This is a genomic window from Acuticoccus sp. MNP-M23 (assembly GCF_031195445.1).
Taxonomy (GTDB): domain Bacteria; phylum Pseudomonadota; class Alphaproteobacteria; order Rhizobiales; family Amorphaceae; genus Acuticoccus.
On the sequence record NZ_CP133480.1, the window covers coordinates 1497597 to 1520631 of the forward strand.

Below are 23035 nucleotides of genomic sequence, written 5' to 3' on the forward strand. Positions count from 1 at the left end.
TCACACAATGATGGTCTCTTGCTTGACTGCTCCCGCGAAGGTCCCCACTTCCCGGACATTGGAGAAGCGAGGGGGAGCTGCTATCGTCTTCCCCATCTAGACGGCACACTGGCGCGAATTATATTTCGTCAGCATGAGGGGAGGCGTCGAGAATGCTTGGGAAAAGCCTCAAACGCACAACGCGTTTATTTAAGGCGATCTGTACCACCATTGTCGCAACCGGCTTCGGGCTCTGCGGAGCCGCCATGGCAGCCAGCGATGCGCGCGATATCAGTGCTTCGGAGCCGCCGCGCGTCGCCTTCGTCATCGGCAACCAGGACTACGACAACCTCACCGTCGACGCGTTGAAGAACCCCATCAACGACGGCAAGCTCGTGGCCCGGTCGCTTCGCCGCCTCAACTTCGACGTTGTGGAGGGCTACGACCTCACGCTCGACGAGCTGACGACCCTCTTCGCCAGCAACCGCGCCAAGATCGACAATGCCGAAGCGGTGGTCCTCTACTATGCCGGCCACGGCTTCCAGCTTGACGGCAAGAATTACGTGGTTCCCGTCGACGCGCAGCTCACCTCCATCGGCGCCATCCCGCTGCAGACCGTGCAGCTCGACGCGCTTGTGGCCGAGCTTGCAAATACCGACAGGCCGACGCTGATCTTCATGGATGCGTGCCGGGAAAACCCGCTGCCGCCCTCGGTCGACGCCGACACCATCGACGGCCTGGCGCAGATCGAAGCCGGCACCAACACGTTCATCGCGTTCTCCACGGAGCTGGGCAAGGTCTCGTTCGGCGGGCAGGGCAACAACAGCCCGTTTGCGCTGGCCATGGCCACCCACCTCGAAACCCCCGGCCAGAGCGTGTCGGACCTGATGATTGCCGTGCGCAACGAGACCCAGGACCTGACGCTGAACCGGCAAACGCCATGGACGCAGGAGTCGCTGCAGGCGCAGTTCTATTTCACGGACCGGCAGGTGCTGGACCCCGCCGCGCTGCGGATCGCCGCCGCCGAAATCCTGAACGACCCGCGCCAGCTGGAGGCTTTCCTGAAGGCGCGTGAAGAGGAAAATCTCAGCTTCCTGCCCGCCGTCTTCCGGGCCCGCCAGCGCGGCGTTTCCGTCCTCGGTCAGCCCGCACCGCTGCAGTTCGAGGAGCTTTACGAAAAGCCCGCGGACGGCACGAAAAAGGCTGCCAAAGACGGCACGGGCGATGACCCGGTGTCCAACATCGCCATCGCCAGCACCGCGCCGTCCAACACCGACCCGGCCGACAGCCAGCGCAGCGACGACGTGCTGGAAACGCTGATGTTCGCCCGGCTGGACGACGGCCGCCCGGTGGCCAGCGCGCCCGGCCCGCAGCCGGTCGACCGGCGCGAACTTGCGCGCAAGCTGCAGACCGAACTCCAGCGGCTCGGCTGCTACCGGATGCGCATCGACGGGGACTGGGGACGCGGCTCACGCGGCGCCCTGCGCAAATACCTCAAGGAAAAGAACCTTTCGGCGGACAGCCTCGACCCGTCAGTCTCGATGCTGAACCGCACGAGCCTCGATTCGGGCCGGATCTGCCGCGAGCCGGTGATCATCAAGCGCAAGAAGAGCGTCAACGTCGCAAAGCGCACCCCGGCCCGCGCGACCGTGCGCAAGCAACGCACGAAGCGCGCCAGCAGGAAGACTGTTCCCTCGTTCCGCAAGCGCGCCGCAAAGGGCCAGAGCCGCAAGGCCCAGGTCTCCCGCCGCGCGCAACGTCGCGAGGCTCTGCCGCCCGACCTTCAGATGGGCGTTGGTATCGGTTTTTAATCGAGCGGCAATCCATTTCGCCGCCCCCTTCAAAGGAGAAAGCTTGTGTTGATCGTATTGACCCGCTTCGCCCGCGTTGCCGTTCTGGGCACGGGGCTCGCCCTCACCGCCGGCGCTGCATCCGCCGAGGACACCTACTCGGTGTCCGATGTGGTGAAACACTTCTCGCAGAGCGCCAACCTCGGCAAGACACGCGCCTTGTGCATCGGCACGCCGACCGAGTGCGGCGCGCCCGAGGCCGCCGCGGCACCGCAGCCGTTCAACCTCCAGATCCAGTTTCCGCTCGGCTCTGCCGAGTTGACGCCGGAGGCCCGCCAGCAGCTTGACGTGTTTGCCGAGGCTGCAACCGGGGCCCTGTCCCGCGCTAGCTTCCACATCGACGGTCACACCGATGCGCGCGGCGCCGACGGCCTCAATCTCACCTTGTCGGATCGGCGCGCGAATGCCGTTGTCGCCTATCTGGTGGACAAGGGCGTATCGTCCGCACGGCTGAAGGCCGAGGGCTATGGCGAGACCCAGCCCATCAACCTCGACCCGTTTGCCGCCGAAAATCGCCGCGTGGAAGCCTCCCTGGCCGACATCCAGTAGCCAGCGGGCAACGCCGTGACCCTTCGGCGCCCTGCTGCGCAATCCGCGCAACAGGGCGCCAATGGGCTCGCGCGCAACCCATGATGACCCCCGATGGACATTGATTTCACGAGCCTTGCCGCTCCGCTTGCGGACGGCAGCGACGGCCCCGACCTTGGCGACGACCCGCAATTTGCCCAGTTCGAAGCCGACATCGAAGGCTTCCTGCCCACCAAGGCCGACGACTTCTATTTCGGCTTCCGCAAGATCAACCCGGATCTGGACACGTTCGGCGCGCGGACCCTTGCCCTCCTCGATCGCAGCCGGGACGTCCGCCTGCTGGTGGCGCTGGCCAAAATCGCCGCGCTGCAGGCAAGCCTCCCCAACACCGCCGCCGCAATGGCGCTCATCCGCCACTATCTCACCGAACGGTGGGACACCGTGCAGCCGGAAGCCGGCGAGAGCGTCCACATCCTGCGCGGCGTGGCGGTGGAACGGCTCGACGAGTTCGCGGCCTTTGTCCTGCCGCTGCAATACACACCGCTGGTGTCGGACCGGAACGGGCAGGTCTGCTACCGCGACCATGCGGTGGCCAGCGGTGCCCTCAGCGAACGCGAAGGCGACAGCCACCCCAGCCAGTCCGACATCGAACGCGTTCTCGCCCGCTGCGACCTCGACGTGCTGGTGGCCGCACGCGACACAGCCGCCAGCATGGTGGACGATCTTGCCGCCATCACCCTCCTCTGGGCCGCGCGCGACACCGACCCCTCCAGCCTCGTCTTCAGGCGTCTTGCGCCAATGCTGGAGAAGATGGCGGCCTTCCTCGACGGATCGGTTGCCAACCGCGATCCCGCCCTTGCCAAAGCCGCCCCGGAGGACGAGACCGCAGAGGATCCGGCGGCTCCCGCGGCGGACGCCGGCGCCACCCCGTCCATCGGCACCGTCCAGACCTTGTGGGACGCCAAGGCCGCCCTCATCGCCGCCTCCCGCTATTTCGAGCACAACGAACCCTCAAGCCCCGCCTTCCTCCTCTTGAAGAAGTCGCAGGCGCTGATCGGCCTCACGTTTCCGCAACTGATCCAGCAGATTGCGCCCGATGCGGTCTATTCCACCGCCATCCCGCTGCCGGGCCGCAAGCGGATCTCGCTTCCCATGGAAAAGCTGACCGAGGAATTCGCCTACGTCGAAGTGGAAGCGGCGGAGGAGCAAAGCCCCACCCAGGACTATGCGGCGCCGGACCGGGCAAGTGCCACGGCGCTGCTGTCCGAAGTCGCCCGCTGGTACAGGGTGAGCGAACCGTCCAACCCGATCCCGCTTCTGCTCGATAAAGCCCGCGAACTGATGTCGAAGGATTTTGCATCGCTCCTCACCGAACTGACGGTGCCGGACGCATGATCGAAGGAGTTTTGACCGATGGGTAAGCCCGCTGCACGGGTCGCCGACAATGTCGTCCACCCGATTCCCCCTGCCCTCGCACCCGGCCCCGGATCGGTGACCGTGCTGATCGGCGGCAAGCCCGCCTGGCGCGGGGTGATGGCCGCCGTTGCCGCAGGCCTTCAGGCCGCCAAGCAGGTGAGCGATACCACCATCCAGGTGGCCGAAACCGCCACGCTGGCCGCCGCCGGAACGCCGGGCGCCCCCGCCGCCAAGGCGGCCGAAGAGACCACCAAGGCCGCTGCCGCCGCCACCATGGGCTCGACCATCTCCAGCGCGGCCGGCATGGCGGACAAGCACATGTGCGGCACGCCGCTGCCGATCCCGCCGCACGGCGTGGGCGTCGTCATCAATGGCAGCCCCACCGTGCTGATCAACAACCTGCCCGCCTGCCGGATGGGCGACACGCTGCTGGAAGCCGTCGGCCCGCCAAACAAGATCGTCTCCGGCGACTTCACCGTGTCGATCGGCTAGAAGAACAGCGCTTCGACCACCAGCCGCGAGGCGACCACGGCGAGGATCGCCAGCATCACGGTATCGAACGTCTTCTTCGAGAAGCGTTTTGCCAGCGCCGCGCCGATGGGCATGCCGCCGAACACCGGAATGCAGGCGAGCAGGCTGACGCCGAAGAGCTGCGGCGTCATCACGCCGAGCCCGTAAAGGGTCGGGATCTGCGTGATCGACGTCATTGCGAAAAACACCGACACGGTGGCGATGAACCGCGCCCGCTCCATCTTCATCGCAGTCAGAAAGGTGAGCGAGATGGGCGCCGAAAGCCCCGCCGCCCCCTGCAACATTCCGCCCAGAAAGCCGGCCGGCGCCACAATCCGCCCCGCCGCCCGCTCCGAAAGCTGCCATTCCGGCCGCAAGAGGCGGAACACGATATAGAGGAACACCAGCGCGCTCACAGACGTCATCAGGAATTCCGACGGCAGCGTCACCAGGAGCAGGGAGCCGAGAATCGTGCCCACCGACGCCATCCCGGCGAACCACCACACGAAACTTTTGGACCCCTGCGATCCGCGATAGCGCCACCCTTGCCAGATGTTGGACAGCAGCGAAGACGTGGTGAACACCGCCACCGCGAGCGGCACATCGTAGATCAGCGCCAGCACCGGCACTGCGACGATCGGCGCCCCAGCCCCGGTGGCCCCCTTCAGGATGCCGCCGATCAACAGACCGATCGCCCCCGCGAGCCAGCCGTACTCCTCCATAAACCCCCGTCCAATCTCCCGGATTCCGGCTGCCGCGCGTTTCGTGCAACGCTGGGCGTCGCTGTCCGGCGCTTTCGTTTTTGTCGTCTATCGTTTAGTGCCAGACGTGCGGCGTTGTCGAAGTGGAGTCCACCATGTCGGGCCTTGTTGAAAGCTTTGCGGATTTTTCGCTGCTCTGGGCGCTGACCTATGCACTCACGTTCGGCTCATACCTGATTTTCGGCGTCCTGTTTACCGCATGGGCCAACCACCATCCCGAACGCAAGATCCAGCCGCGCCGGGACGGCCTGAAACGACGCAACAAGGAAATCGCGGCGAGCGCGCGGTCGCTCATCGTCACATGCGCCTGCTTTGCCGGCGGCCTGCACCTTGCGCTGCGTGGCTACACCCTGTTCGACCCGCTGGCGCTCACCTGGTGGTCCGCGCCCTTGATGTTCGGCGCCTCGGTGGTCCTGTTCGACACGTGGTTCTACTGGGTCCACCGCCTCGGCCACACCGGCGCCTTCAAAAAGTGGCATCTCCTCCACCACCAGTCGGTCGCCCCCACGGTGTGGAGCAATTATTCCGATACCTTCTTCGATGCCTTCACCCAGCAGAGCTATTTCCTGTTCATGCCGCTGATCGCGCCGTTCTCGCCGTTCGTGTTCGTCGCGCACCGGGTGTTCGACCATTTCAACGGCATGATCGGCCATTCCGGCTTCGAGTTCGCGGCCGGGCCGTCCTCGCGCGCGCCATGGCCGCTGGCATCGGTGACGTTCCACGATCTTCACCACTCGACGTTCAACTACAATTTCGCCAACCATTTCTCGGTCTGGGACCGGGTGATGGGCACCGTCCATCCGAGGTATGACGACGCCGTGGTGGCCATGGAGACGCGCGTTGCCGGTGGCGACGCGCCCGAACCGCGCGACGTCGCCCTCTCCCGCGACATCTGACCGGGCGCTTGTCACCGCAGGTTTTTCTATTATGTGCAGTGGCACGAATAGAAAAACCCTATACGGAGACGCTCTTATGAAACGCATTCTCCTTACCGCGATGGCGGCTGCCCTTGCCGCCAGCAGTGCGCAGGCCGCCGGCGACTGGCAGAAGCTTCTCACCCCGTCCGATCTTGCCGCGCTGGACGGCGTGACCATCGTCGACATCCGTTCGCCTGACGATTACGCCGCCGGCCATGTCGCCGGTGCCGTCAACGCGCCCTACGGCAAGTGGCGCGGCCCGGCGGACAACCCCGGCGCCGTCATCGGCGACGCTCAGCTCACCGAAGTGCTGCAAAATGCGGGCCTCGACCACCAGGACAAGGTGGTCGTCGTGTCGTCCGGCGCGAACCAGACCGACTTCGGCGCCGCAGCCCGTGTCTACTGGACCCTGAAATCCGCAGGCTTCCCCGAGATCGCCATTCTGAACGGCGGCATCGCGGGCTGGACTGCCGAAGGCGAGCCGCTCTCAACCGACGCAGTTGCGGTTGCCCCCCATGACGAGACGTTCACCCTGTCGGACAAATGGATGGTCGAGGCCGGCGACGTCGCCTCCATCGTCGCCGGCGAGAGCAAAGGCACGTTGATCGACGCACGGCCAGACCCCTTCTTCAAGGGCGAGACCAAGCACAAGGTCGCTGCGAAAGCCGGTACGCTGAAGGGCGCCGAAAGCCTGCCCTTCGCAAACTGGTTCGATGGCGACGACGTGAAGATCACCAATGCGTCGCACGCCGCCGACCTTGCAACCGGCCTCGGCGCGGATGAGGGCGATGAGATCGTCTCCTTCTGCAACACGGGCCATTGGGCGGCGACCAACTGGTTCGCCCTGTCCGAGCTTGCCGGCAAGGACAACGTGAAGCTCTACCCGGAGAGCATGGTCGGCTGGGTCAAGAATGGCGGCGAGGCCGTCCCCGGCGAGTAAGCCAACGCCCAACGCACGTCGCGGGAGGGATCGGGCCGGGTCAAGGGCGCCGCAGGCGGGCGGAGCCTTCACCCTTGACGCGGTCCGAGCCCGGCACACGCTTGCATCAGGGGATCAGAACAGCCGGTCGCAAAGCGTCCGTCTGATCTGACCCCTGCCACGTGGCGAACGGGAGGGAGCACGAGGGAGGAAATCCCTCGTCTTTCAGGTGAAGAGCCGGCGCGTAGCGCCGACCACCCCAATTCAGAGCATCCGGTAAGCCGGCAGCGTCAGGAAGGGCGACAGGCTGTCCGCCGTGGAGAGATCGGTGAACAGCGCAATCGCGTCATCGAACCGGCCTGCGTCGTACGTCTCGGCGCCCACGTCCTCGCGCACCGCAGCCATCTCCTCCTTCAGGCAGCGATCGAACAGCGCACGGTCGACGGTGGTGCCGTCCTCGAGCGTTGCGCCATATTTCAGCCACTGCCACAGTTGCGAGCGGGAGATTTCCGCGGTCGCGGCGTCTTCCATCAGGTTGTAGAGCGGCACCGCACCCTTCCCGCGCAGCCACGCCTCGATGTACTGGACGCCGACGCGAATGCAGTCGCGCACGCCAGCTTCGGTCTTCTGGCCCTCGTGAACCTCAAGCATCGCGGCCTGGCTCATCGTCACGTCGTCACGCTGGCGGCCCACCTGATTGGCGCCGGGCATCACGCGGTCGAACACCTCCATGGCGATGGGCACCAGATCCGGGTGGGCAACCCACGTGCCGTCATGGCCGTCCATGGCCTCGCGCTCCTTGTCGGCGCGGACCTTCTCCAGCGCCTGCGAATTGGCATCGGCATCGCGCCGGTTGGGAATCTGCGCCGCCATCCCGCCCATCGCGAACGCGCCGCGGCGGTGGCACTGCTTGATCAGAAGCTGCGAATAGGCCCGCAGGAACGCCTTGCCCATGATCACCTGGGAGCGGTCCGGCAGCACATAGTCGGGCTTGGCCTGCAGCGTCTTGATGAACGAGAAGATGTAATCCCACCGCCCGCAGTTGAGGCCGACGATGTGGTCCTTCAGCGCATGAAGGATCTCGTCCATCTCGAAGGCTGCCGGTAGCGTCTCGATCAGGACCGTGGCCTTGATGGTCCCGTTGGGGAGGCCGACATAGTCCTGCGCTGCGACGAAAACGTCGTTCCAGAGCGCAGCTTCGTGGTGGCTCTCCATCTTTGGGAGATAGAAATAGGGGCCGGTGCCCTTGTCGATCTGCTTCTTCGCATTGTGGAAGAAATAAAGGCCGAAATCGAACAGCGCGCCGGAGATTGCCTCACCGTCAACCGTGAAGTGTTCTTCCGGCAGATGCCAGCCGCGCGGGCGGACGAGGAGCACGGCCGGGTCGTCCGACAGCTTGTAGTCCTTGCCGCGATCGTCGGTGAAGTCGATCTCGTCGCGCCACAGGTCGAGCATGTTGACCTGCCCGTCCATCATGTTGGCCCATGTGGGGGACGAAGCATCCTCAAAGTCGGCCATGAACACCTTGGCGCCGCAGTTGAGCGCGTTGATGATCATCTTGCGGTCGACGGGGCCGGTTATCTCGACGCGGCGATCCGTGAGATCAGCCGGGATCGGCGCGATCGTCCAGTCCCCTTCACGGATGTCGGCGGTTTCGGGCAGGAAGTCCGGCAGCGCGCCGGCGTCGATCGCGTTCTGGCGCTGGGTCCGCGCGGCGAGCAGATCCACCCGGCGCTGCTGGAAGGCCCGGTGCAGCGTTGCCAGAAAGGCCAGCGCATCGGCGGTCAGAACCTCGTCATAACGCGGCGCCATCGCCCCTGTGATCGTCACCCCGTCAAGATCTGCCACCCTGCGCTCCTTAGGCTGTTGCGTGTCTCATCAAGTTCTGGGCTGGGATTGCCGGGTGCGCAACCTGTTTCCCCGGCCGCGATGGGCTACATTGTCCCCTGTGGCCAGCGTTCCGATCCTCTCCCTTTCACCCGAAGGGCTGTATTGCCCGCCCGGCGGCTTTCACATCGACCCCGTGCGCCCGGTTGCGCGGGCGCTGATCACCCACGGCCATGCCGACCACGCGAGGTCCGGCCACACCGCCGTGATGGCCACACCCGAAACGATCGGCATCATGGCCGTGCGCTACGGCGAAGGGTTCTGCCAGACGCGGCAACCCTCGCCCTGCGGCGTCCGCACCAAAGTCGGCGACGTGACCGTCAGCTTTCACCCCGCCGGCCATTGCCTCGGCTCGGCGCAGATTCTGATCGAGCGGGGGGGCGAGCGCGCCGTGGTGTCGGGCGACTACAAGCGGCAGAGCGATCCCACCTGCGCCCCGTTCGAGCTGGTGCCGTGCGACCTGTTCGTCACCGAGGCGACCTTCGCGCTCCCGGTCTTCCGCCACCCGGACGCCGCCGGCGAGGTCGCCAAACTGGTGCAGTCGACCGCATTGTTTCCCGAACGGCCGCATCTGGTGGGGGCCTATGCGCTGGGCAAGGCGCAGCGGGTGATGGCGCTGATCCGCGCGGCCGGCCACACGCGGCCGATCTACCTCCACGGCGCCATGCAGCGACTCACCGAGCACTACATCGCGAGTGGACAGGATTTCGGCGAGCTTGTTCCGGTGAAGGACGTGGACCGCAAGTCGCTCGGCGGGGAAATCGTGATGTGTCCGCCGTCGGCGCTGTCGGACCGGTGGGCGCAGCGGTTCGGCGATGCCGTCACCGCGTTCGCGTCAGGCTGGATGCGGGTGCGCGCACGGGCCCGGCAACGCGGCGTGGAGCTTCCCCTCGTCATTTCCGACCATGGCGACTGGGAGGACCTGTGCACCACCATTGTGGAGACCGGCGCGACGCAGGTGTGGGTCACCCACGGGCAGGAAGATGCCCTTTGCCACTGGGCGCGGACACAGGGGATCGACGCAAGGCCGCTGCATCTCCTCGGCTACGGCGACGAGGAAGACGACACCGCCTTGGTGGACGGCGCCTCCGAGAAACCGGCGTCCGGCGATGGCGGATGAGCGCGGCCTACTGTGTGGCGTAGACGATCCGCGCGATCCACTCCACTTCGTCGCCATCCACCGCCACGTCTTCATGGTCGGGGTTGACGGCGTGGAACGCGAAATTGTCGCCTGCGGCTTCCTTCAGCACCTTCACCACGACATCGTTGTCCTTCAACTTGACCACGACGCGGTTGCCGGGGTTCGTCGGCGCGGACGGTGCGATGAACAGGATGTCGCCGTCGCGGTAAAGCGGCTCCATGGACGAGCCGACCACCGACAGGGCATAGAGCGGGTCGTGCCGTTTGTCGGGAAAGCTGACGATCCGTGGCGGTTTGGGGACCATGACAGGGTCCTCGGTGCCAGTTGGCGCAAGGTCGAACCCGGCGTGGGCTTCGCCCAGAAGCGGCACTGCAAGCGCACCGCTGCCCCCGGCGACAGCGCCACTGCCGAACAGTTCGCCGATGTTGCTGCTGGTGGCGCGCAGGATCTTCGAGATCGATTCGGTGGACGGCCACCGCGGCCTTCCGTCGGGCGCATACCGTTTGGATTTGTTGAAAGTGGTGGGGTCGAGCCCGGAACGGCGTGCCAGCCCGGAAGGAGACATGCCATTGCGTTCGGCGAGGGAATCAATTGCGCCCCACACATCATCGTGTGCCAGCATACCACCTCCACGTCTACGCCGCGAAATGCGACGGAAATCAGGCGAAGTTGCGCCAGGGTAACCACGTCCAGCCGAGTTCAGTGCCCGCTCGGATTGTGATGCAGGCCGAACGGCTTTCGCTGGAGTTCTATAGCAGCTCCCATCGTCTTACGAAACATTGAGCGCGCGGACTACGCTCCGGTGTGCTTTGCAAAACTGGAAAATACGGGATCCCGATGGATACGGTTTGGAAAATACTTTCGACAGCGCAGGCTGTACATCTTCTCCACCATAAGAACTTCGACGGTTCGGAAGACGACAAGCGAGATGGATTCATCCATCTCTCAACTTTGATCCAAATGCGGGGCACACTCGACAAGCATTTCGAGGGTCAGACAGGACTATATGCCGTGGAACTGGCGACGAACGCTTTGGGAGATGCCCTGCGGTGGGAAGCGTCCCGCAACGGGGATTTCTTTCCCCACCTTTTTCGGGATTTTAACATAGATGATATTGTTTCTATCCGGCCGCTGAACGGTTCCGGCAGCAACCAGATTTTTTCGTACAAAACCGCTTGAGCAGGGCGCGGCAGATTGACGCATCTAAATTAGTCCCATTGAGTCAGTATGGGATATTATTCATTTCCGCGAATGGCCGCGCCCACCCTGCAATTGCGGAAATACCGCTAATACGCCGGCTCAATGAGGAATTTTCGGGCGTGGGGGCCGTTACCGCTCTGCATCAGCATTAATGCAAAGGCGGGTGGGGGTCAGGGCCTTGGGCCCTGCCCCGCTCGCATCAGGCCGCCTGGCGGGTCTGGCCGAGGAGCTTCCGGTTCACGAGCAGTTCAGCAATCTGCACGGTGTTGAGCGCGGCACCCTTGCGCAGGTTGTCGGAGACAACCCACATCGTCAGGCCGTTCTCCACCGTCGCATCGTCGCGAATCCGGCTGATGTAAGTGGCGTCTTCGCCGGCCGCTTCGTAGGGCGTGATGTATCCACCCGGCTCGTGCTTGTCGATCACGAGGCAACCGGGCGCTTCGCGCAGGATCTCGCGCGCCTCGTCAGCCGAAAGCGGGCTTTCGAGCTCAAGATTCACCGCCTCGGCGTGGGAGATGAACACCGGCACGCGCACGCAGGTGGCGGTCAGCTTGATCTTGGGGTCGAGGATCTTCTTGGTCTCGACCATCATCTTCCACTCTTCCTTGGTGGACCCGTCTTCCATGAACACGTCGATCTGCGGAATGATGTTGAAGGCCATCCGCTTGGGGAACTTCTTCGATTCCACCGAGTCGGACACGAAGACTGCCCGCGTCTGCGCAAACAGGTCGTCCATCGCTTCCTTGCCGGCGCCGGAGACCGACTGGTAGGTCGACACCACAACGCGCTTGATCTTTGCCACGTCGTGGATCGGCTTCAGCGCGACCACCAGCTGCGCGGTGGAGCAGTTCGGATTGGCGATGATGTTCTTCTTGGTGAAGCCCGTCACCGCATCGGCATTCACTTCCGGCACGATCAGCGGCACGTCCGGGTCGGTGCGGAAGGCGGAGGAGTTGTCGATCACAACGCAGCCCGCCTTGCCGATCCGGGGCGCCCACTCGCGCGAGACGTCGCCGCCGGCGGACATCATGCAGATGTCGACGCTGGAGAAGTCAGCGGTTTCGAGGTCCTGGCAAATCAGCGTCTTGTCGCCGTAGGACACTTCGGTGCCCTTCGAACGCCGGGAGGCGAGCGCCGTCACCTTGTCGGCCGGAAAGCCGCGCTCAGCCAAAATATCCAGAATTTCGCGGCCGACGTTGCCCGTCGCGCCCACGACTGCCACGTGAAAGCCCATGTCCATCTCACTTCTCGTTGGTCTGACAGCGGGCACATAGGCGCCAACCGGTGCGCTTGTCCAATCGCAATGTGTCATGGGTGCCATGATACGCCGATGAACCCGCGCAGGACCGGCGAGAACTGCAGCGCCAGATAAAGCCCGTAGCACACCACGAGGATCGCTCCCTCGGCGCGGGAAATCCCCCGGCCGATCGACGCGAACACGATGAGCAGGGCCGCAGCCCCCAGCATCACCCAGACGTCCAGCTGGACGATCTGCGGCGGGATCGGCACCCGTGTGACCAGGGCCGTCGCCCCGCCGATGCCCAGAATGTTGAAGATGTTGGAGCCGATGATGTTGCCGAGCGCCACGTCGCCCTGCCGCCGGAAGGCCGCCATCACCGAGGTGACCAGCTCCGGCAGCGACGTGCCGATGGCCACGACCGTCAGCCCGATGACAGCTTCGGAGAGGCCGAAGTCCCGCGCGATGACGATTGCCGACTTGACCAGAAAGTCCGCACCGACGACCACGCCGGCAATGCCCGCCAAAGTGACCGCGAGCGAGACCCACAGGCCGCGCGGCCACCCCGGCACATCCGCCGCTTCCCCGCTTGCCTCACCGCTGCGCGACGAGCGCACGAACGAGACGATGGTGTAGACGGCAAGCGCGCCAATCAGCGCTGCACCCATCCACCGCTCGATGGCGCCGGACACTGCCACCGCGACCAGCACGAGCGAGGCACCGAACATGATCACGCCGTCGCGCCGCAGCACCGCGCGCGTTGCCGCGATTGGCAGGATGAGCGCCGACAGGCCGAGGATCAAGAGAATGTTGGCAATGTTGGAGCCCACGATGTTGCCCACCGCAATGCCCGGCGCCCCGATCAGCGCGGCCTGGATGCTGGCCACCAGCTCCGGCATGGACGTGCCGAACCCCACCAGCGTGAGCCCGATCACCAGCGGCGAAACGCCGAGCCGCGTTGCCAGCGCAACCGCACCGCGGACCAGAAAGTCCCCCCCGCCCAGAAGAAGGGCGAGGCCGGCAAGCAACGTCAGGTAGGTCATGGGGCAACGTCCGCGCCGGAGGAACTCAAACTGGCCACAACATGATGGCGAGACCGCCGGCCACAAGGCCCGCGCGCAAAAAGAGGCGGCCGCGCGCGATGATGCCCCAAGACACCGCAGCCAGCCCCGCGCCGGACTTCAGCAGCGCAAGCAACGCGAGAAGCGGCGCCGTCTGCAGGGCGAGCAGAGCCGGGTTCGCAACCATTGCCAGCGGGATAAGGTAAAGGCCGACGCCGAGCGCCATGGCGGCACCAGCCACCTTCAGCCACTTTTCCTCCACCATGCCGGCGGCAATGAACACCGCGCCGCACACCGGCGGCGTGATGGTGGACAAAAGCGCGTACCAGAACACGAAGAGATGCGCGTGAAGCGGTTCGAGGCCGAGGTCGATCAGCGCCGGGCCTGCCACCGCAACGCAGATGACGTAGGCCGCCGTGGTCGGCACCTCCATGCCGAGGATGAGGCAGGCGAGCGCCGTGAGGAGAAGCGCCGGCCACAGGACGCCGCCCGCCCCCGACAAGATGAGCGACGTCACCTTCACGCCAAGGCCGGTCATGCCCAGCACGCCCACCACGAGGGAGGCGCACAGGATGATGGCGGCAATGATGGCAACCTGCTCGCCGGCCACCAGCGCTGCCCGGGCCAGCCGCGAACCGGCGTGGCGCAGGCTGAACCGCAGCTGCCCGTTGAGGAGCAGCAGCGCGGCACCGGCCATAATGGCCATGGCCGCTGCATATTGCGGCGTGTAGCCAAGGCCGAACATGGCCCCCAAAAGAATGCTGAACGGCACGAGGAAAAACAGCGAGGTGACCAGCACCGTGCGCCCCGCCGGGCGCGCCTCGGGCGGCAGTCCCTTCAGCGGGTGGCGGGTGGCGAACGCGTCGATGCCGATCCACACGGCAAAGAAATAGAGAAAGGCCGCGGGAAGCGCCGCCAGCACGATGGCGTTGTAGGGCGTGCCCGTCAGCTCAACCATCACGAAGGCGCCCGCCCCCATGAGAGGCGGCATGATCTGGCCGCCGGAGGACGCGACAGCCTCCACCGCGCCGGCCAGATGGCGCGGATAGCCGAGCTTGCGCATTGCCGGCAGTGTCACCGCGCCTGTGGACGCGACATTGGCCGACGCCGAGCCGGAGATGGAGCCGAACAGGGCAGACGACAGCACCGAAACCTTGGCCGCGCCCGCCTTCAGCCGCCCCGCGGCAGCAGCCGCGACATTCATGAAGCCAGCGCCAGCCTCGCCGGCATTGAGGACCGCACCGAAGATGACGAACACGGCGACCACGTTGACCGAAATGCCGGTGAGCTGCCCCCAGAGGCCGCCCTCGGCAATGGTCAGGGTGCCCAGAAGGCTGGCGTCCGGAATGCCGGCATGGCCGAAGCGGCCGGGGATCATCTCGCCGAAGAATGCGTAAAGGAGCGCAATCAGCGCCACCAGCGGCAGCGGCCAGCCGATGGCCCGGCGCGCCAGCTCCAGGGTGACGCCCAGAAGCGCAAACGCCACGACCTTCTGCGTGATGCCGAAGACCATGCCGTACTGATCACCGAGGCTGGCGTGGTTGATGGCAATGTAGAGGCAGGCGGCAACGCCCACCGCCGTCAGGATCGCCCCGGATATGGACGGCCCGCGCACATAAAGGGCGACCCAGGGGATGGCGAGCGCCATGTGCAGCGGCCGCGCCACAAGGTTCGGCACCAGCCCCGACGCGACGAGCCAGAGATGAAACGCAATGGTCGCGGCGCCGAGTACGATCCAGACGGGACGCGCACCGATCGCCGGACGCGCGTCCGCGCTGTCTTCGATCGTGGTCAATTATTGCGCCGTCTCGGGCACCTCGATGCCGGCTTCCTCGTAATATTTCAGCGCGCCGGGGTGGATCTGGCCGGTGATGTTGGCCAGCAGTTCAGGCGTCACGCCGTCCCACCAGCGGGCGTCGCTGCCCAGAGCGGCCTTCTTGTCCCAGAATGCCTTGGTGAGCGTGTAGGCGGTATCGTCATCCATGCCGGTGGTGGCGTAGGCGACGACCGGCAGCGAGGTGGTCACCACCTCTTCGTCCTGCCCGGCATAGGTGCCGGCGGGGATGACGAGCCGGGTGCGCTTGGTGGCGGCGACCTCGTCGTCCGTCATCGAGATCAGCGTCACGTCGCTGCCGGCCGCGGCCTCGACCACGTTGGGCGCCGGGAAGGAGCCTGCGGTCACGAAAGCGTCGATCTGGCCGTTCTTCAGCGCGGCGACGGCGTTGGAGAGCTCAGCGTCCGCGATGTCCACTTTCCCGTCGAGCCCGAAGAGCGCCATATATTTCTCGCCCTCGCGGGCACCGAACGAGCCCTTGCCGAGAAGGACGGACTTGCCCTCGAGGTCCGCGAAGGTCGACACGTTTTGGTCAGCGCGCACCACAAAATGCATGGTCAGCGACGGGATCGGGAACAGCGCGCGGATATCGGCGAATTTGGGGCTGGCGCGGTCGGCGAACATCGCCTTGCCATCCCGTGCGAGGCCGACGAGCGACGGCGGGCTGGTGAACACGTAATCGCCGCCGCGCACGGTGGCTTCCATCACGTTCTGAACCGAGCCCTGGCTCTCTTCCACGGTGACCGCGATGCCGGACGGCATGGCTTCGGCCAGCTGCACGGCCATCTGGTAATAGGACGAGCCGGCCTTGGCGGCCTTCAGCGTCACGCGGGTCTGCGCATCTGCCGAAGCGGCAAACAGGACGAGGCCGGCAACGAGGGCGCTGGCGGCGGTTTTCATACGCATCTGACTTGACCTCCCGGTGAGTTTTTTCTGGGGCATCTCACCCCGTTTGCCGGATGAGGGCATGAACGGCGCACAGGGCGCAAGCGCACGAACGGCGCAGGGGGCGGAAACTATTGCACCCCCCATGCGTTTGGGAGCGCCAATGCCGCCTCCACTTCATGCGAGGCGCACACCAGGGAGGGCGCGATGCGCCGGCTTACGTGCCAGAATTGCGGCCACGACGTGTTTTTCGACTCTGTCAGCTGCGTGAGCTGCGGGCAGGCGCTGGCCTATGCGCCGCAGCAGGCCGTGATGCTCAGCACCGCTGGAGAGCGTTGGCAGATTGGCGATGTGTCCTACCCCGCCTGCGACAACCGCGCCGACATCGGATGCAACTGGCTGACGACCGACGATGAGGCCCTGTGCGAGGCTTGTCGGCACAACCGGCTGATCCCGGACCTTTCGGTTCCCGGCAATGCTGCGCGCTGGGCCAAGATCGAGGCGGCCAAGCGCGTCCTGTTCTATTCGCTGATCGCCTGGGATCTGCCGCGGGCGGTGAAGGTCGCCGCGGACGACGGCGGTCTGGCGTTCGATTTTCTGGCCGATCAGGTGCTGGCGGACGGCAGTGAGAAGAACCACCTCACCGGCCACGCCAACGGGCTCATCACCATCAACATCGCCGAGGGCGACGATGCGGAACGCGAACGGCGCCGCACGTCCATGGGCGAGCCGTACCGCACGCTGGTCGGCCACTTTCGCCACGAGGTCGGGCATTATTATTGGGACCGGATGGTAGCCACGGACCCGGCGCGGCTGGAAAGCTTCCGCGCGCTCTTCGGCGATGACCGGGAGGATTATGGCGAGGCGCTGAAGCGTCATTATGATGAGGGCGCGCCGGCCGACTGGGCCGACAATTTCATTTCCACATACGCCACCGCGCACGCATGGGAGGATTTTGCCGAAACCTTCGCCCACTATGTTCACATGGTGGACGGGCTGGAGACGGCTGCGGCGTTCGGCGCTGGCGTTGGCAATGTTGCGCCGATTGCAGACCCGTATCAGGCGACAGATTCCGCCGCGCTGGTTGCGGCCTGGGTGCCGACGACGGTGGCCATCAACGCGATCAACCGCTCGATGGGTCAGCCTGACCTTTACCCGTTCGTCCTGTCAGGCCCGGTGAGCGAGAAGCTCGCCTTCATTCACGACATGGTGCATCGCGTCCCCGTCGCGGCGGGCTGAAGCACAACCGGACGGAACAGCCGCGCGCATGATGGAATGAGACCCGCGCGGCAGGCTCCGGTCAGAGCTTGCCGCGAGGCGAACAGCCGCCCTGTTTATCGTGCAGTGGCTGCGGTGCGGCGAGAAACCCGGATTGCGTGAACCAATCGCGGCGTTTGCTCGCCAGACCGCCGTGATCCGTCCATCAGGCGTGGATGGAAAGCGGGCCCTGCTTGCCGATGGCGCCCGGGGCAACCTGCGGCTCCTGGTTCAGCCATGCCGCGATTTCAGAGAGCGCATCCGGGCGGACGCGGATCATCCGGCGCTGCCGGTCGATGCGACGCTCCACAAGGCCCGCGGACTCGAGGACGCGCAGGTGCCGGGAAATTGCCGGGGCCGTCACGCTGAACGGTGCGGCAATCGCGCCAACGGGAAGTTCCCCGTCGGACAGCAGCCTCCGTACGATCGCAAAGCGTGTGTCGTCTGCGAGTGCCGCGAAAATTGCGAGCAAACCATTAGAATCCGTCATGTCAATCTCCCGTATGGGTTGCATTAATTGATTATTAGTACCTTTGCGGGCATTTTGCAACCTTGATTTGCATAGACCCCTTGAATGATCCGATAGTGATTTAAGAATGTGGTCGAGTTATGGCGAGATTTAATAACAACGAAAAAAGCCGGCCCCGCTGGGGACCGGCTTCATTATCAAAGGCCTGACTGGCAGGGATCAGGGCAGGCGGCAGGTGTGGCGAACGCCGTCATAACCCAGATACGTCCCGTCGCTGGCGCGGAACGAGTTGTATTTCATGTCACAGCGGCGATACCACTCCGAAGAGTAGGGCGCGACGCCGTATCCGGGCTCAACCACCACAACCTCAGGCTGCCTGTTCACGGAGCCGGCAATGGCTGCACCGGCGGCAAGGCCGACCAGGCCAGCAGCCAACGCTGCGCCGTTGTTATCGTACCAACCGCCATCGTTGTAGTAGTACCAGCGATTGTTGCGGTAGATGCGGTTGCGCTCCTGCCGGGCCACGCGGCGGCGGGTGTTGCGCCTCACGTTGCGCCGGACCTGGCGGTTGCGCTGCGTGGCACGGCGGTTGGCGCGCCTGCGCTCCTGGCGTCGGATCCGCAAGCGCCGCTGGCGCGCGGTCTCGGCAACCTGGACACCCTCCCCTGCGGCAGCATCCTCGGTTGCCGCATTTGCCATCACGTCAGCAAAGTGCGGGGTGATGGTCAGCGGCGTCGGGCCGCCATGAACCGCTGCGCTGGCAGTCCCCATGGGCGCTCCCAGCGCCATCGCGGCCGTGAGACCGATCCATGCGGCCGGCCGACGAATTCGATCGAACAACATTGTACTCTCCTTGGTGCGTGCTGCCGCGGACGCCTTCCTTGGCAACCGAATAATGCCAATATCGTCCCGTGACCATGAATGTCGCTTGAACGTTTTACCGCCGGAGCAGAACGGGGCAAGGGTCGCCCATGGCCAGAACACTCAACTTGCAGACATCCGTCTGCGAAGGATTGCCGGCCGGTAAAACCGCGCGACCCTCCGCCCCGCAGAGCTATCACACCAATTCAGATCAAGATATGATACGACTTGCGACCCGCCGCCCGGCGGCCCGTATGTCGACCTCAAGCGCGCCAGGCCCCCATCGATGACCGATGAACGCAACGCCGGAGTACCGAGGCCGGCCCGGCGCAATCTGGTGCTGGAAGTGATCGAGGATCTCCGCAACCAGATTGCCGGCGGCACCTACAAGCCCGGCGAACGTCTGCCGCCGGAAAGCCAGCTCACCGAGCAGTTCAAGGTCAGCCGAACCGTGGTGCGGGAAGCCATCGCCGGCTTGCGCGCCGATGGCCTCGTGGAGCCCCGGCAAGGCGCAGGCGTCTTCGTGCTCGAACCTGCAATCGACGAAGCCAAGCCGTTTCAGATCCTCGACTGGGACCGGATCTCGGCCATCATCGAGATGCTGGAACTGCGCGCCGCGGTGGAGATGGAGGCCGCATCCCTCGCCGCCAACCGCCGCTCCCCGGTCCAGGAAGATGCGATCATGGATGCCTGTACCGAGCTGCGCCGCTGCGCGGCCGCGGGCATCCTCACCACGGAAGCAGACCTTGCCTTCCACCTTGCCATCGCAGATGCCACCAATAATCCGCGCTTTCGCGAATTTCTGGAGGTGATGGGCGTTGGCGCCATCCCCCGCGCCGCCATGCGCGCCGAAATCAGCAGCGTAATCACGCCGGACTACATCGAGATGCTCTGCAACGAGCACGACCAGATTGCCGATGCGATCTGCCGGACAGATCCGGGCGCCGCCCGCGAGGCCATGCGCGACCATCTGAAGCGCAGCCAGCAGCGCTATCGCGATCTGGCGCGACACCGTCCCGCAACTCATCATACGAGTTGAACAGATTCGTCATTTGTGCTGATTTGCAAGCCGAACGACAGGCGAAGGACGCAGGATGACCCCTCAAGACCTCAAGGCAGCACTCGGCAGTGGGCTGCTTTCTTTCCCGGTGACGGCATTCGATGCCAACGGCGCCTTTACCAGAGAGCCGTACCAGGCCCACGTCGAATGGCTGTCCGGCTACAATGCGGCGACCCTGTTTGCCGCAGGAGGCACCGGCGAGTTCTTCTCCCTTGCCCCCCGCGAAATTCCCGAAATCGTCACCGCGGCCAAGGAAGCGGCCGGCAACACGCCCATCGTGTCCGGCTGCGGTTACGGCACCGAGATTGCCATCGAGATCGCCCGCTCCGTGGAGCGCGCCGGCGGCGACGGCATCCTCCTCCTGCCGCACTACCTGATCGACGCACCGCAGGAGGGCCTTTTCGCCCACATCAAGGCGGTCTGCGACGCGATCGGCATCGGCGTGATGGTCTACAACCGCGACAATTCCATTCTGGAGGCCGACACCCTTGCCCGCCTTTGCGATGCGTGCCCCAACCTCGTCGGCTTCAAGGACGGGTCGGGCGACATCGGCAAGGTGCGCCAGATCACGGCAAAGATGGGTGACCGGCTCACCTATCTGGGCGGAATGCCCACCGCCGAGCTGTTTGCCGAAGCCTATCTCGGCGCAGGCTTCACCACCTATTCGTCGGCGGTGTTCAACTTCGTTCCGGCGCTGGCGCAGGAGTTCTACAAGGCCCTGCGCGGCGGTGACATCGCCCGTTGCACGGCGATCCTGAATGATTTCTTCTATCCGTTCATGGCCATCCGCAACCGCCAGAAGGGCTACGCCGTCAGCGCGATCAAGGCCGGCGTGCGCCTGCGCGGCTTCAAGGCCGGCGGCGTCCGCTCCCCGCTCACCGATCTCACCGGCGAGGAAGAGGCCATGATGTCCCGCCTCATGGACCAGGTGGACGCCAACTCCGTCGAGGCATGATGTGATCATCACAGACGTTTCCGTCCGCACCTTCAGGACCAAGACGAAGCGCCATTCCGACAGCGCAGGGCACGGCCACCCCGGCCCTGCTCACAAGGTCGCGCAATCCCTGCTCACCGTCACCACCGAGGACGGTCACGAGGGCCATGCGTTTGCGGCGCCGCAAGTGGTCCGCCCGCACCTCATCGACAAGTACGTGAAGAAGGTGCTGATCGGGCAGGATGCGCGCGACCGGGAACGCCTGTGGCACGATCTGGCGCACTGGCAGCGCGGCTCCGCGGCCCAACTGACCGACCGCACCCTCGCCATCGTCGACTGCGCGCTGTGGGACCTTGCCGGCCGGGCGCTCAACCAGCCGGTCCACAAGCTCATCGGCGCCTACCGCGACAAGGTGCCCGCCTACGGCTCCACCATGTGCGGCGACGAGCTGGAAGGCGGCCTTGCCACCCCCGACGACTATGGCAGGTTTGCGCAGAAGCTGGTTGCCCGCGGCTACAAGGGCATCAAGCTCCACACCTGGATGCCGCCGGTCTCCTGGGCGCCGGACGTGAAGGCGGACCTCAGGGCATGCGCTGCCGTGCGCGAGGCGGTCGGCCCCGACATTGCGCTGATGATCGACGCCTTCCACTGGTACTCCCGGCTCGACGCACTGGCCCTTGGCCGCGGCCTCGAAAAACTGGGCTTTGCCTGGATCGAGGAGCCGATGGACGAGCAGTCGATGTCGTCCTATGCGTGGCTTGCCGGCGCGCTCGACATCCCCGTGCTCGGCCCCGAAACCGCGGCAGGCAAGTTCTGGGCACGGGCCGAGTGGGTGAAGGCCGGCGCGGTCGATATCCTGCGCACCGGCGTTCACGATGTGGGCGGCATCACCCCAGCGCTGAAAACCATGCGCATGGCCGAATGCTTCGGCATGGACTGCGAGGTCCACGGCAACGGCGCGGCCAACCTCATTGTCGCCGCCGCCTCGCGCAACTGCCGCTGGTACGAGCGCGGCCTCCTCCACCCCTTCCTCGAATATGACGACGGGCACGACTACCTGAAGACGCTGGCCGACCCCATGGACGAGGACGGTTTCGTCCACCTCTCCGACAGGCCGGGCCTCGGCGAAGAGATCGACTTCGACCACATCGAGAACAACCGCGTCGCCTGAGCCAGCTTCCCGAGGGACCGGCACGGGTCAAGGGCGCCGAAGGCGGGCGAAGCCTTCACCCTTGACGCGTGCCGGGCCCGGCACACGCTCGCATCAGGGGTTCAGGACAGAAGGACGCGAAGCGGCCATCTGCCCTGAACCCCTGCCACGTGGCGAACGGGAGGGAGCACGAGGGAGGAAATCCCTCGTCTTTCAAGTAATAATGTCGGCGCGGTCGCGCCGTCCGCCCTATGCCTCCGGCTCTTCCTGGGCCGGGCTGAAGGGGCGGGCCGAGGAACGGGCACCAATGTCCTGCCCGCGGATCTGCTCGCGCCACAGGGTGTAAAGGCCGGCCGCCACCACGATGGCAGCGCCGATCAGCGTCATGGTGTCCGGCACCTGCCCGAAGCCGAAATAGCCGATCAGCAGCGCCCAGATCAGCACCGTGTAGCGAAACGGCGAGACCGCACTCACATCGCCGAACCGCATGGAGCCGACATTCGTCACGTAGCCGACGATAATGAAGGCGGCCGAGCATGCGGCCAGCAATGCTTCCCGCCCCACCGGCACCTTCCACCCCTCGAAGGGGATGACGAGGCCGGACACCACCGTGATGCAGACCGCGGAGATCGCGCTGGCGTACAGCGTCGGCGTCGCGGCGCTCATGCCGCGGGTGCCAAGGTCGCGCAACACGATGAAGAGCACCGCAAACACCGCGAAGATGGCATAAAGGTCGAAGTCGGCCCCTCCGGGCCGCAGCATCACCAGCATCCCGATAAAGCCGACCATGATGGCCGACCAGCGGCGCCACCCCACCTTTTCGCCGAGGAACAGCGCGGCGGCCATGGTGACGGCCAGCGGCGCGCCCTGGAGCACCGCCGTCGCATTGGCCAGCGGCATGTGGGACAGCGCCATCATGAATGACGCCGTCCCCAGGATCTCGCCTATGGAGCGGAAGACGAGAGGGCGGATCTCGTGCCGGGCCGGGCGGAAGCGCAAGGCGCCGGTGGCCTGCGCCCATGCCACCAGGATCGCGGACGCGAACAGGCCGCGGATGAAGATCGTCTGCGCCACCGGCGACGTCTCGAAGTTCTCCTTCATGAAACCGTCGTTGATACAGAACGCGCCCATGGAGACGCACATCAGCAGCGCCCCCTTGGCATTGTCGGACATGGCCAT

General features: G+C 65.3%; 22 protein-coding genes. 12 read left to right on the plus strand and 10 right to left on the minus strand.

Annotation, left to right across the window (positions count from 1 at the left end; genetic code table 11):
- Positions 1-245: 245 nt before the first annotated feature.
- The 4 genes from RDV64_RS07095 (at position 246) to RDV64_RS07110 (ending at position 4265) form a co-directional block, all read left to right on the plus strand.
- The gene (locus RDV64_RS07095) at positions 246-1790 is read left to right on the plus strand and encodes a caspase family protein (protein WP_309198572.1); all 1545 of its coding nucleotides are present in this window, start codon (positions 246-248) and stop codon (positions 1788-1790) included.
- Positions 1791-1838: 48 nt separating this feature from the next.
- A complete protein-coding gene (locus RDV64_RS07100) occupies positions 1839-2378 on the plus strand; it encodes an OmpA family protein (protein ID WP_309198573.1) in 540 nt (179 codons plus the stop codon).
- A 93-nt stretch (positions 2379-2471) separates the two neighbouring features.
- A complete protein-coding gene (locus tag RDV64_RS07105) occupies positions 2472-3752 on the plus strand; it encodes a type VI secretion system ImpA family N-terminal domain-containing protein (protein WP_309198574.1) in 1281 nt (426 codons plus the stop codon).
- Between the two features lie 18 nt (positions 3753-3770).
- On the plus strand, positions 3771-4265 hold the full coding sequence (locus RDV64_RS07110; RefSeq protein ID WP_309198575.1) for a PAAR domain-containing protein: 495 nt from the start codon (positions 3771-3773) through the stop codon (positions 4263-4265).
- Here the strand turns inward: RDV64_RS07110 and RDV64_RS07115 are convergent.
- Complete coding sequence (locus RDV64_RS07115) at positions 4262-5005, minus strand: sulfite exporter TauE/SafE family protein (RefSeq protein WP_309198576.1); 744 nt, start codon at positions 5003-5005, stop codon at positions 4262-4264. The genes RDV64_RS07110 and RDV64_RS07115 overlap by 4 nt on opposite strands.
- A gap of 134 nt (positions 5006-5139) precedes the next feature.
- On the opposite strand from RDV64_RS07115, the gene RDV64_RS07120 reads away from it, so the two are divergent.
- Both RDV64_RS07120 and RDV64_RS07125 read left to right on the plus strand, forming a co-directional pair.
- On the plus strand, positions 5140-5940 hold the full coding sequence (locus RDV64_RS07120) for a sterol desaturase family protein (RefSeq protein ID WP_309198577.1): 801 nt from the start codon (positions 5140-5142) through the stop codon (positions 5938-5940).
- Positions 5941-6016: 76 nt separating this feature from the next.
- Positions 6017-6901, plus strand: a complete 885-nt coding sequence (locus RDV64_RS07125) for a rhodanese-like domain-containing protein (protein WP_309198578.1) — start codon at positions 6017-6019, stop codon at positions 6899-6901.
- Positions 6902-7144: 243 nt separating this feature from the next.
- Here RDV64_RS07125 and aceB read toward each other — a convergent pair whose 3' ends face one another.
- Positions 7145-8728 carry a malate synthase A gene (aceB, locus tag RDV64_RS07130; RefSeq protein ID WP_309198579.1) on the minus strand — a complete coding sequence of 528 codons (1584 nt, stop codon included), beginning with the start codon at positions 8726-8728 and terminating at the stop codon, positions 7145-7147.
- 91 nt (positions 8729-8819) lie between these two features.
- On the opposite strand from aceB, the gene RDV64_RS07135 reads away from it, so the two are divergent.
- Positions 8820-9887, plus strand: coding sequence for a ligase-associated DNA damage response exonuclease (locus RDV64_RS07135; RefSeq protein ID WP_309198580.1), 1068 nt, complete (start codon positions 8820-8822; stop codon positions 9885-9887).
- 7 nt (positions 9888-9894) lie between these two features.
- Here the strand turns inward: RDV64_RS07135 and RDV64_RS07140 are convergent, their stop codons facing one another.
- The gene (locus tag RDV64_RS07140) at positions 9895-10530 is read right to left on the minus strand and encodes a helix-turn-helix transcriptional regulator (RefSeq protein WP_309198581.1); all 636 of its coding nucleotides are present in this window, start codon (positions 10528-10530) and stop codon (positions 9895-9897) included.
- A 215-nt stretch (positions 10531-10745) separates the two neighbouring features.
- Here RDV64_RS07140 and RDV64_RS07145 point away from each other — a divergent pair, with 215 nt between their 5' ends.
- The gene (locus RDV64_RS07145) at positions 10746-11087 is read left to right on the plus strand and encodes a DUF952 domain-containing protein (RefSeq protein WP_309198582.1); all 342 of its coding nucleotides are present in this window, start codon (positions 10746-10748) and stop codon (positions 11085-11087) included.
- 220 nt (positions 11088-11307) lie between these two features.
- Here the strand turns inward: RDV64_RS07145 and RDV64_RS07150 are convergent, their stop codons facing one another.
- From RDV64_RS07150 to RDV64_RS07165, 4 genes are all read right to left on the minus strand, one after another.
- Complete coding sequence (locus RDV64_RS07150; RefSeq protein WP_309198583.1) at positions 11308-12342, minus strand: aspartate-semialdehyde dehydrogenase; 1035 nt, start codon at positions 12340-12342, stop codon at positions 11308-11310.
- Positions 12343-12416: 74 nt separating this feature from the next.
- Positions 12417-13388, minus strand: coding sequence for a calcium/sodium antiporter (locus tag RDV64_RS07155; RefSeq protein WP_309198584.1), 972 nt, complete (start codon positions 13386-13388; stop codon positions 12417-12419).
- A gap of 25 nt (positions 13389-13413) precedes the next feature.
- Complete coding sequence (locus tag RDV64_RS07160) at positions 13414-15192, minus strand: TRAP transporter permease (RefSeq protein WP_375143813.1); 1779 nt, start codon at positions 15190-15192, stop codon at positions 13414-13416.
- 9 nt (positions 15193-15201) lie between these two features.
- On the minus strand, positions 15202-16140 hold the full coding sequence (locus RDV64_RS07165) for a TAXI family TRAP transporter solute-binding subunit (RefSeq protein ID WP_309199449.1): 939 nt from the start codon (positions 16138-16140) through the stop codon (positions 15202-15204).
- A gap of 192 nt (positions 16141-16332) precedes the next feature.
- On the opposite strand from RDV64_RS07165, the gene RDV64_RS07170 reads away from it, so the two are divergent.
- The gene (locus RDV64_RS07170) at positions 16333-17364 is read left to right on the plus strand and encodes a putative zinc-binding metallopeptidase (protein WP_309198585.1); all 1032 of its coding nucleotides are present in this window, start codon (positions 16333-16335) and stop codon (positions 17362-17364) included.
- A 184-nt stretch (positions 17365-17548) separates the two neighbouring features.
- Here RDV64_RS07170 and RDV64_RS07175 read toward each other — a convergent pair whose 3' ends face one another.
- Both RDV64_RS07175 and RDV64_RS07180 read right to left on the minus strand, forming a co-directional pair.
- The gene (locus tag RDV64_RS07175; protein WP_309198586.1) at positions 17549-17872 is read right to left on the minus strand and encodes a metalloregulator ArsR/SmtB family transcription factor; all 324 of its coding nucleotides are present in this window, start codon (positions 17870-17872) and stop codon (positions 17549-17551) included.
- A 198-nt stretch (positions 17873-18070) separates the two neighbouring features.
- Positions 18071-18622: a BA14K family protein gene (locus RDV64_RS07180; RefSeq protein WP_309198587.1), complete on the minus strand. Its 552-nt coding sequence runs from the start codon at positions 18620-18622 to the stop codon at positions 18071-18073.
- Between the two features lie 376 nt (positions 18623-18998).
- On the opposite strand from RDV64_RS07180, the gene RDV64_RS07185 reads away from it, so the two are divergent.
- From RDV64_RS07185 to RDV64_RS07195, 3 genes are read left to right on the plus strand one after another with little or no spacing between them, the layout of a single operon-like run.
- Positions 18999-19751, plus strand: coding sequence for a FadR/GntR family transcriptional regulator (locus RDV64_RS07185; RefSeq protein WP_309198588.1), 753 nt, complete (start codon positions 18999-19001; stop codon positions 19749-19751).
- Positions 19752-19806: 55 nt separating this feature from the next.
- Positions 19807-20727 carry a 5-dehydro-4-deoxyglucarate dehydratase gene (kdgD, locus tag RDV64_RS07190; protein WP_309198589.1) on the plus strand — a complete coding sequence of 307 codons (921 nt, stop codon included), beginning with the start codon at positions 19807-19809 and terminating at the stop codon, positions 20725-20727.
- Position 20728: 1 nt separating this feature from the next.
- Positions 20729-21877, plus strand: coding sequence for a mandelate racemase family protein (locus tag RDV64_RS07195; RefSeq protein ID WP_309198590.1), 1149 nt, complete (start codon positions 20729-20731; stop codon positions 21875-21877).
- A 228-nt stretch (positions 21878-22105) separates the two neighbouring features.
- Here the strand turns inward: RDV64_RS07195 and RDV64_RS07200 are convergent, their stop codons facing one another.
- A complete protein-coding gene (locus RDV64_RS07200; protein WP_309198591.1) occupies positions 22106-23035 on the minus strand; it encodes a DMT family transporter in 930 nt (309 codons plus the stop codon).

Excerpts from the sequence above, each read along its gene's own strand:
- RDV64_RS07140 (WP_309198581.1), bottom strand. The coding sequence starts at position 10,530 with ATGCTGGCACACGATGATGTGTGGGGCGCAATTGATTCCCTCGCCGAA.
- RDV64_RS07120 (WP_309198577.1), top strand. The coding sequence starts at position 5,140 with ATGTCGGGCCTTGTTGAAAGCTTTGCGGATTTTTCGCTGCTCTGGGCG.
- RDV64_RS07200 (WP_309198591.1), bottom strand. The coding sequence starts at position 23,035 with ATGGCCATGTCCGACAATGCCAAGGGGGCGCTGCTGATGTGCGTCTCC.
- RDV64_RS07125 (WP_309198578.1), top strand. The coding sequence starts at position 6,017 with ATGAAACGCATTCTCCTTACCGCGATGGCGGCTGCCCTTGCCGCCAGC.
- RDV64_RS07170 (WP_309198585.1), top strand. The coding sequence starts at position 16,333 with ATGCGCCGGCTTACGTGCCAGAATTGCGGCCACGACGTGTTTTTCGAC.
- RDV64_RS07155 (WP_309198584.1), bottom strand. The coding sequence starts at position 13,388 with ATGACCTACCTGACGTTGCTTGCCGGCCTCGCCCTTCTTCTGGGCGGG.
- RDV64_RS07185 (WP_309198588.1), top strand. The coding sequence starts at position 18,999 with ATGACCGATGAACGCAACGCCGGAGTACCGAGGCCGGCCCGGCGCAAT.
- RDV64_RS07165 (WP_309199449.1), bottom strand. The coding sequence starts at position 16,140 with ATGAAAACCGCCGCCAGCGCCCTCGTTGCCGGCCTCGTCCTGTTTGCC.
- RDV64_RS07095 (WP_309198572.1), top strand. The coding sequence starts at position 246 with ATGGCAGCCAGCGATGCGCGCGATATCAGTGCTTCGGAGCCGCCGCGC.
- RDV64_RS07105 (WP_309198574.1), top strand. The coding sequence starts at position 2,472 with ATGGACATTGATTTCACGAGCCTTGCCGCTCCGCTTGCGGACGGCAGC.
- RDV64_RS07175 (WP_309198586.1), bottom strand. The coding sequence starts at position 17,872 with ATGACGGATTCTAATGGTTTGCTCGCAATTTTCGCGGCACTCGCAGAC.
- RDV64_RS07150 (WP_309198583.1), bottom strand. The coding sequence starts at position 12,342 with ATGGGCTTTCACGTGGCAGTCGTGGGCGCGACGGGCAACGTCGGCCGC.
- RDV64_RS07145 (WP_309198582.1), top strand. The coding sequence starts at position 10,746 with ATGGATACGGTTTGGAAAATACTTTCGACAGCGCAGGCTGTACATCTT.
- RDV64_RS07180 (WP_309198587.1), bottom strand. The coding sequence starts at position 18,622 with ATGGGGACTGCCAGCGCAGCGGTTCATGGCGGCCCGACGCCGCTGACC.
- RDV64_RS07115 (WP_309198576.1), bottom strand. The coding sequence starts at position 5,005 with ATGGAGGAGTACGGCTGGCTCGCGGGGGCGATCGGTCTGTTGATCGGC.
- RDV64_RS07110 (WP_309198575.1), top strand. The coding sequence starts at position 3,771 with ATGGGTAAGCCCGCTGCACGGGTCGCCGACAATGTCGTCCACCCGATT.
- kdgD (WP_309198589.1), top strand. The coding sequence starts at position 19,807 with ATGACCCCTCAAGACCTCAAGGCAGCACTCGGCAGTGGGCTGCTTTCT.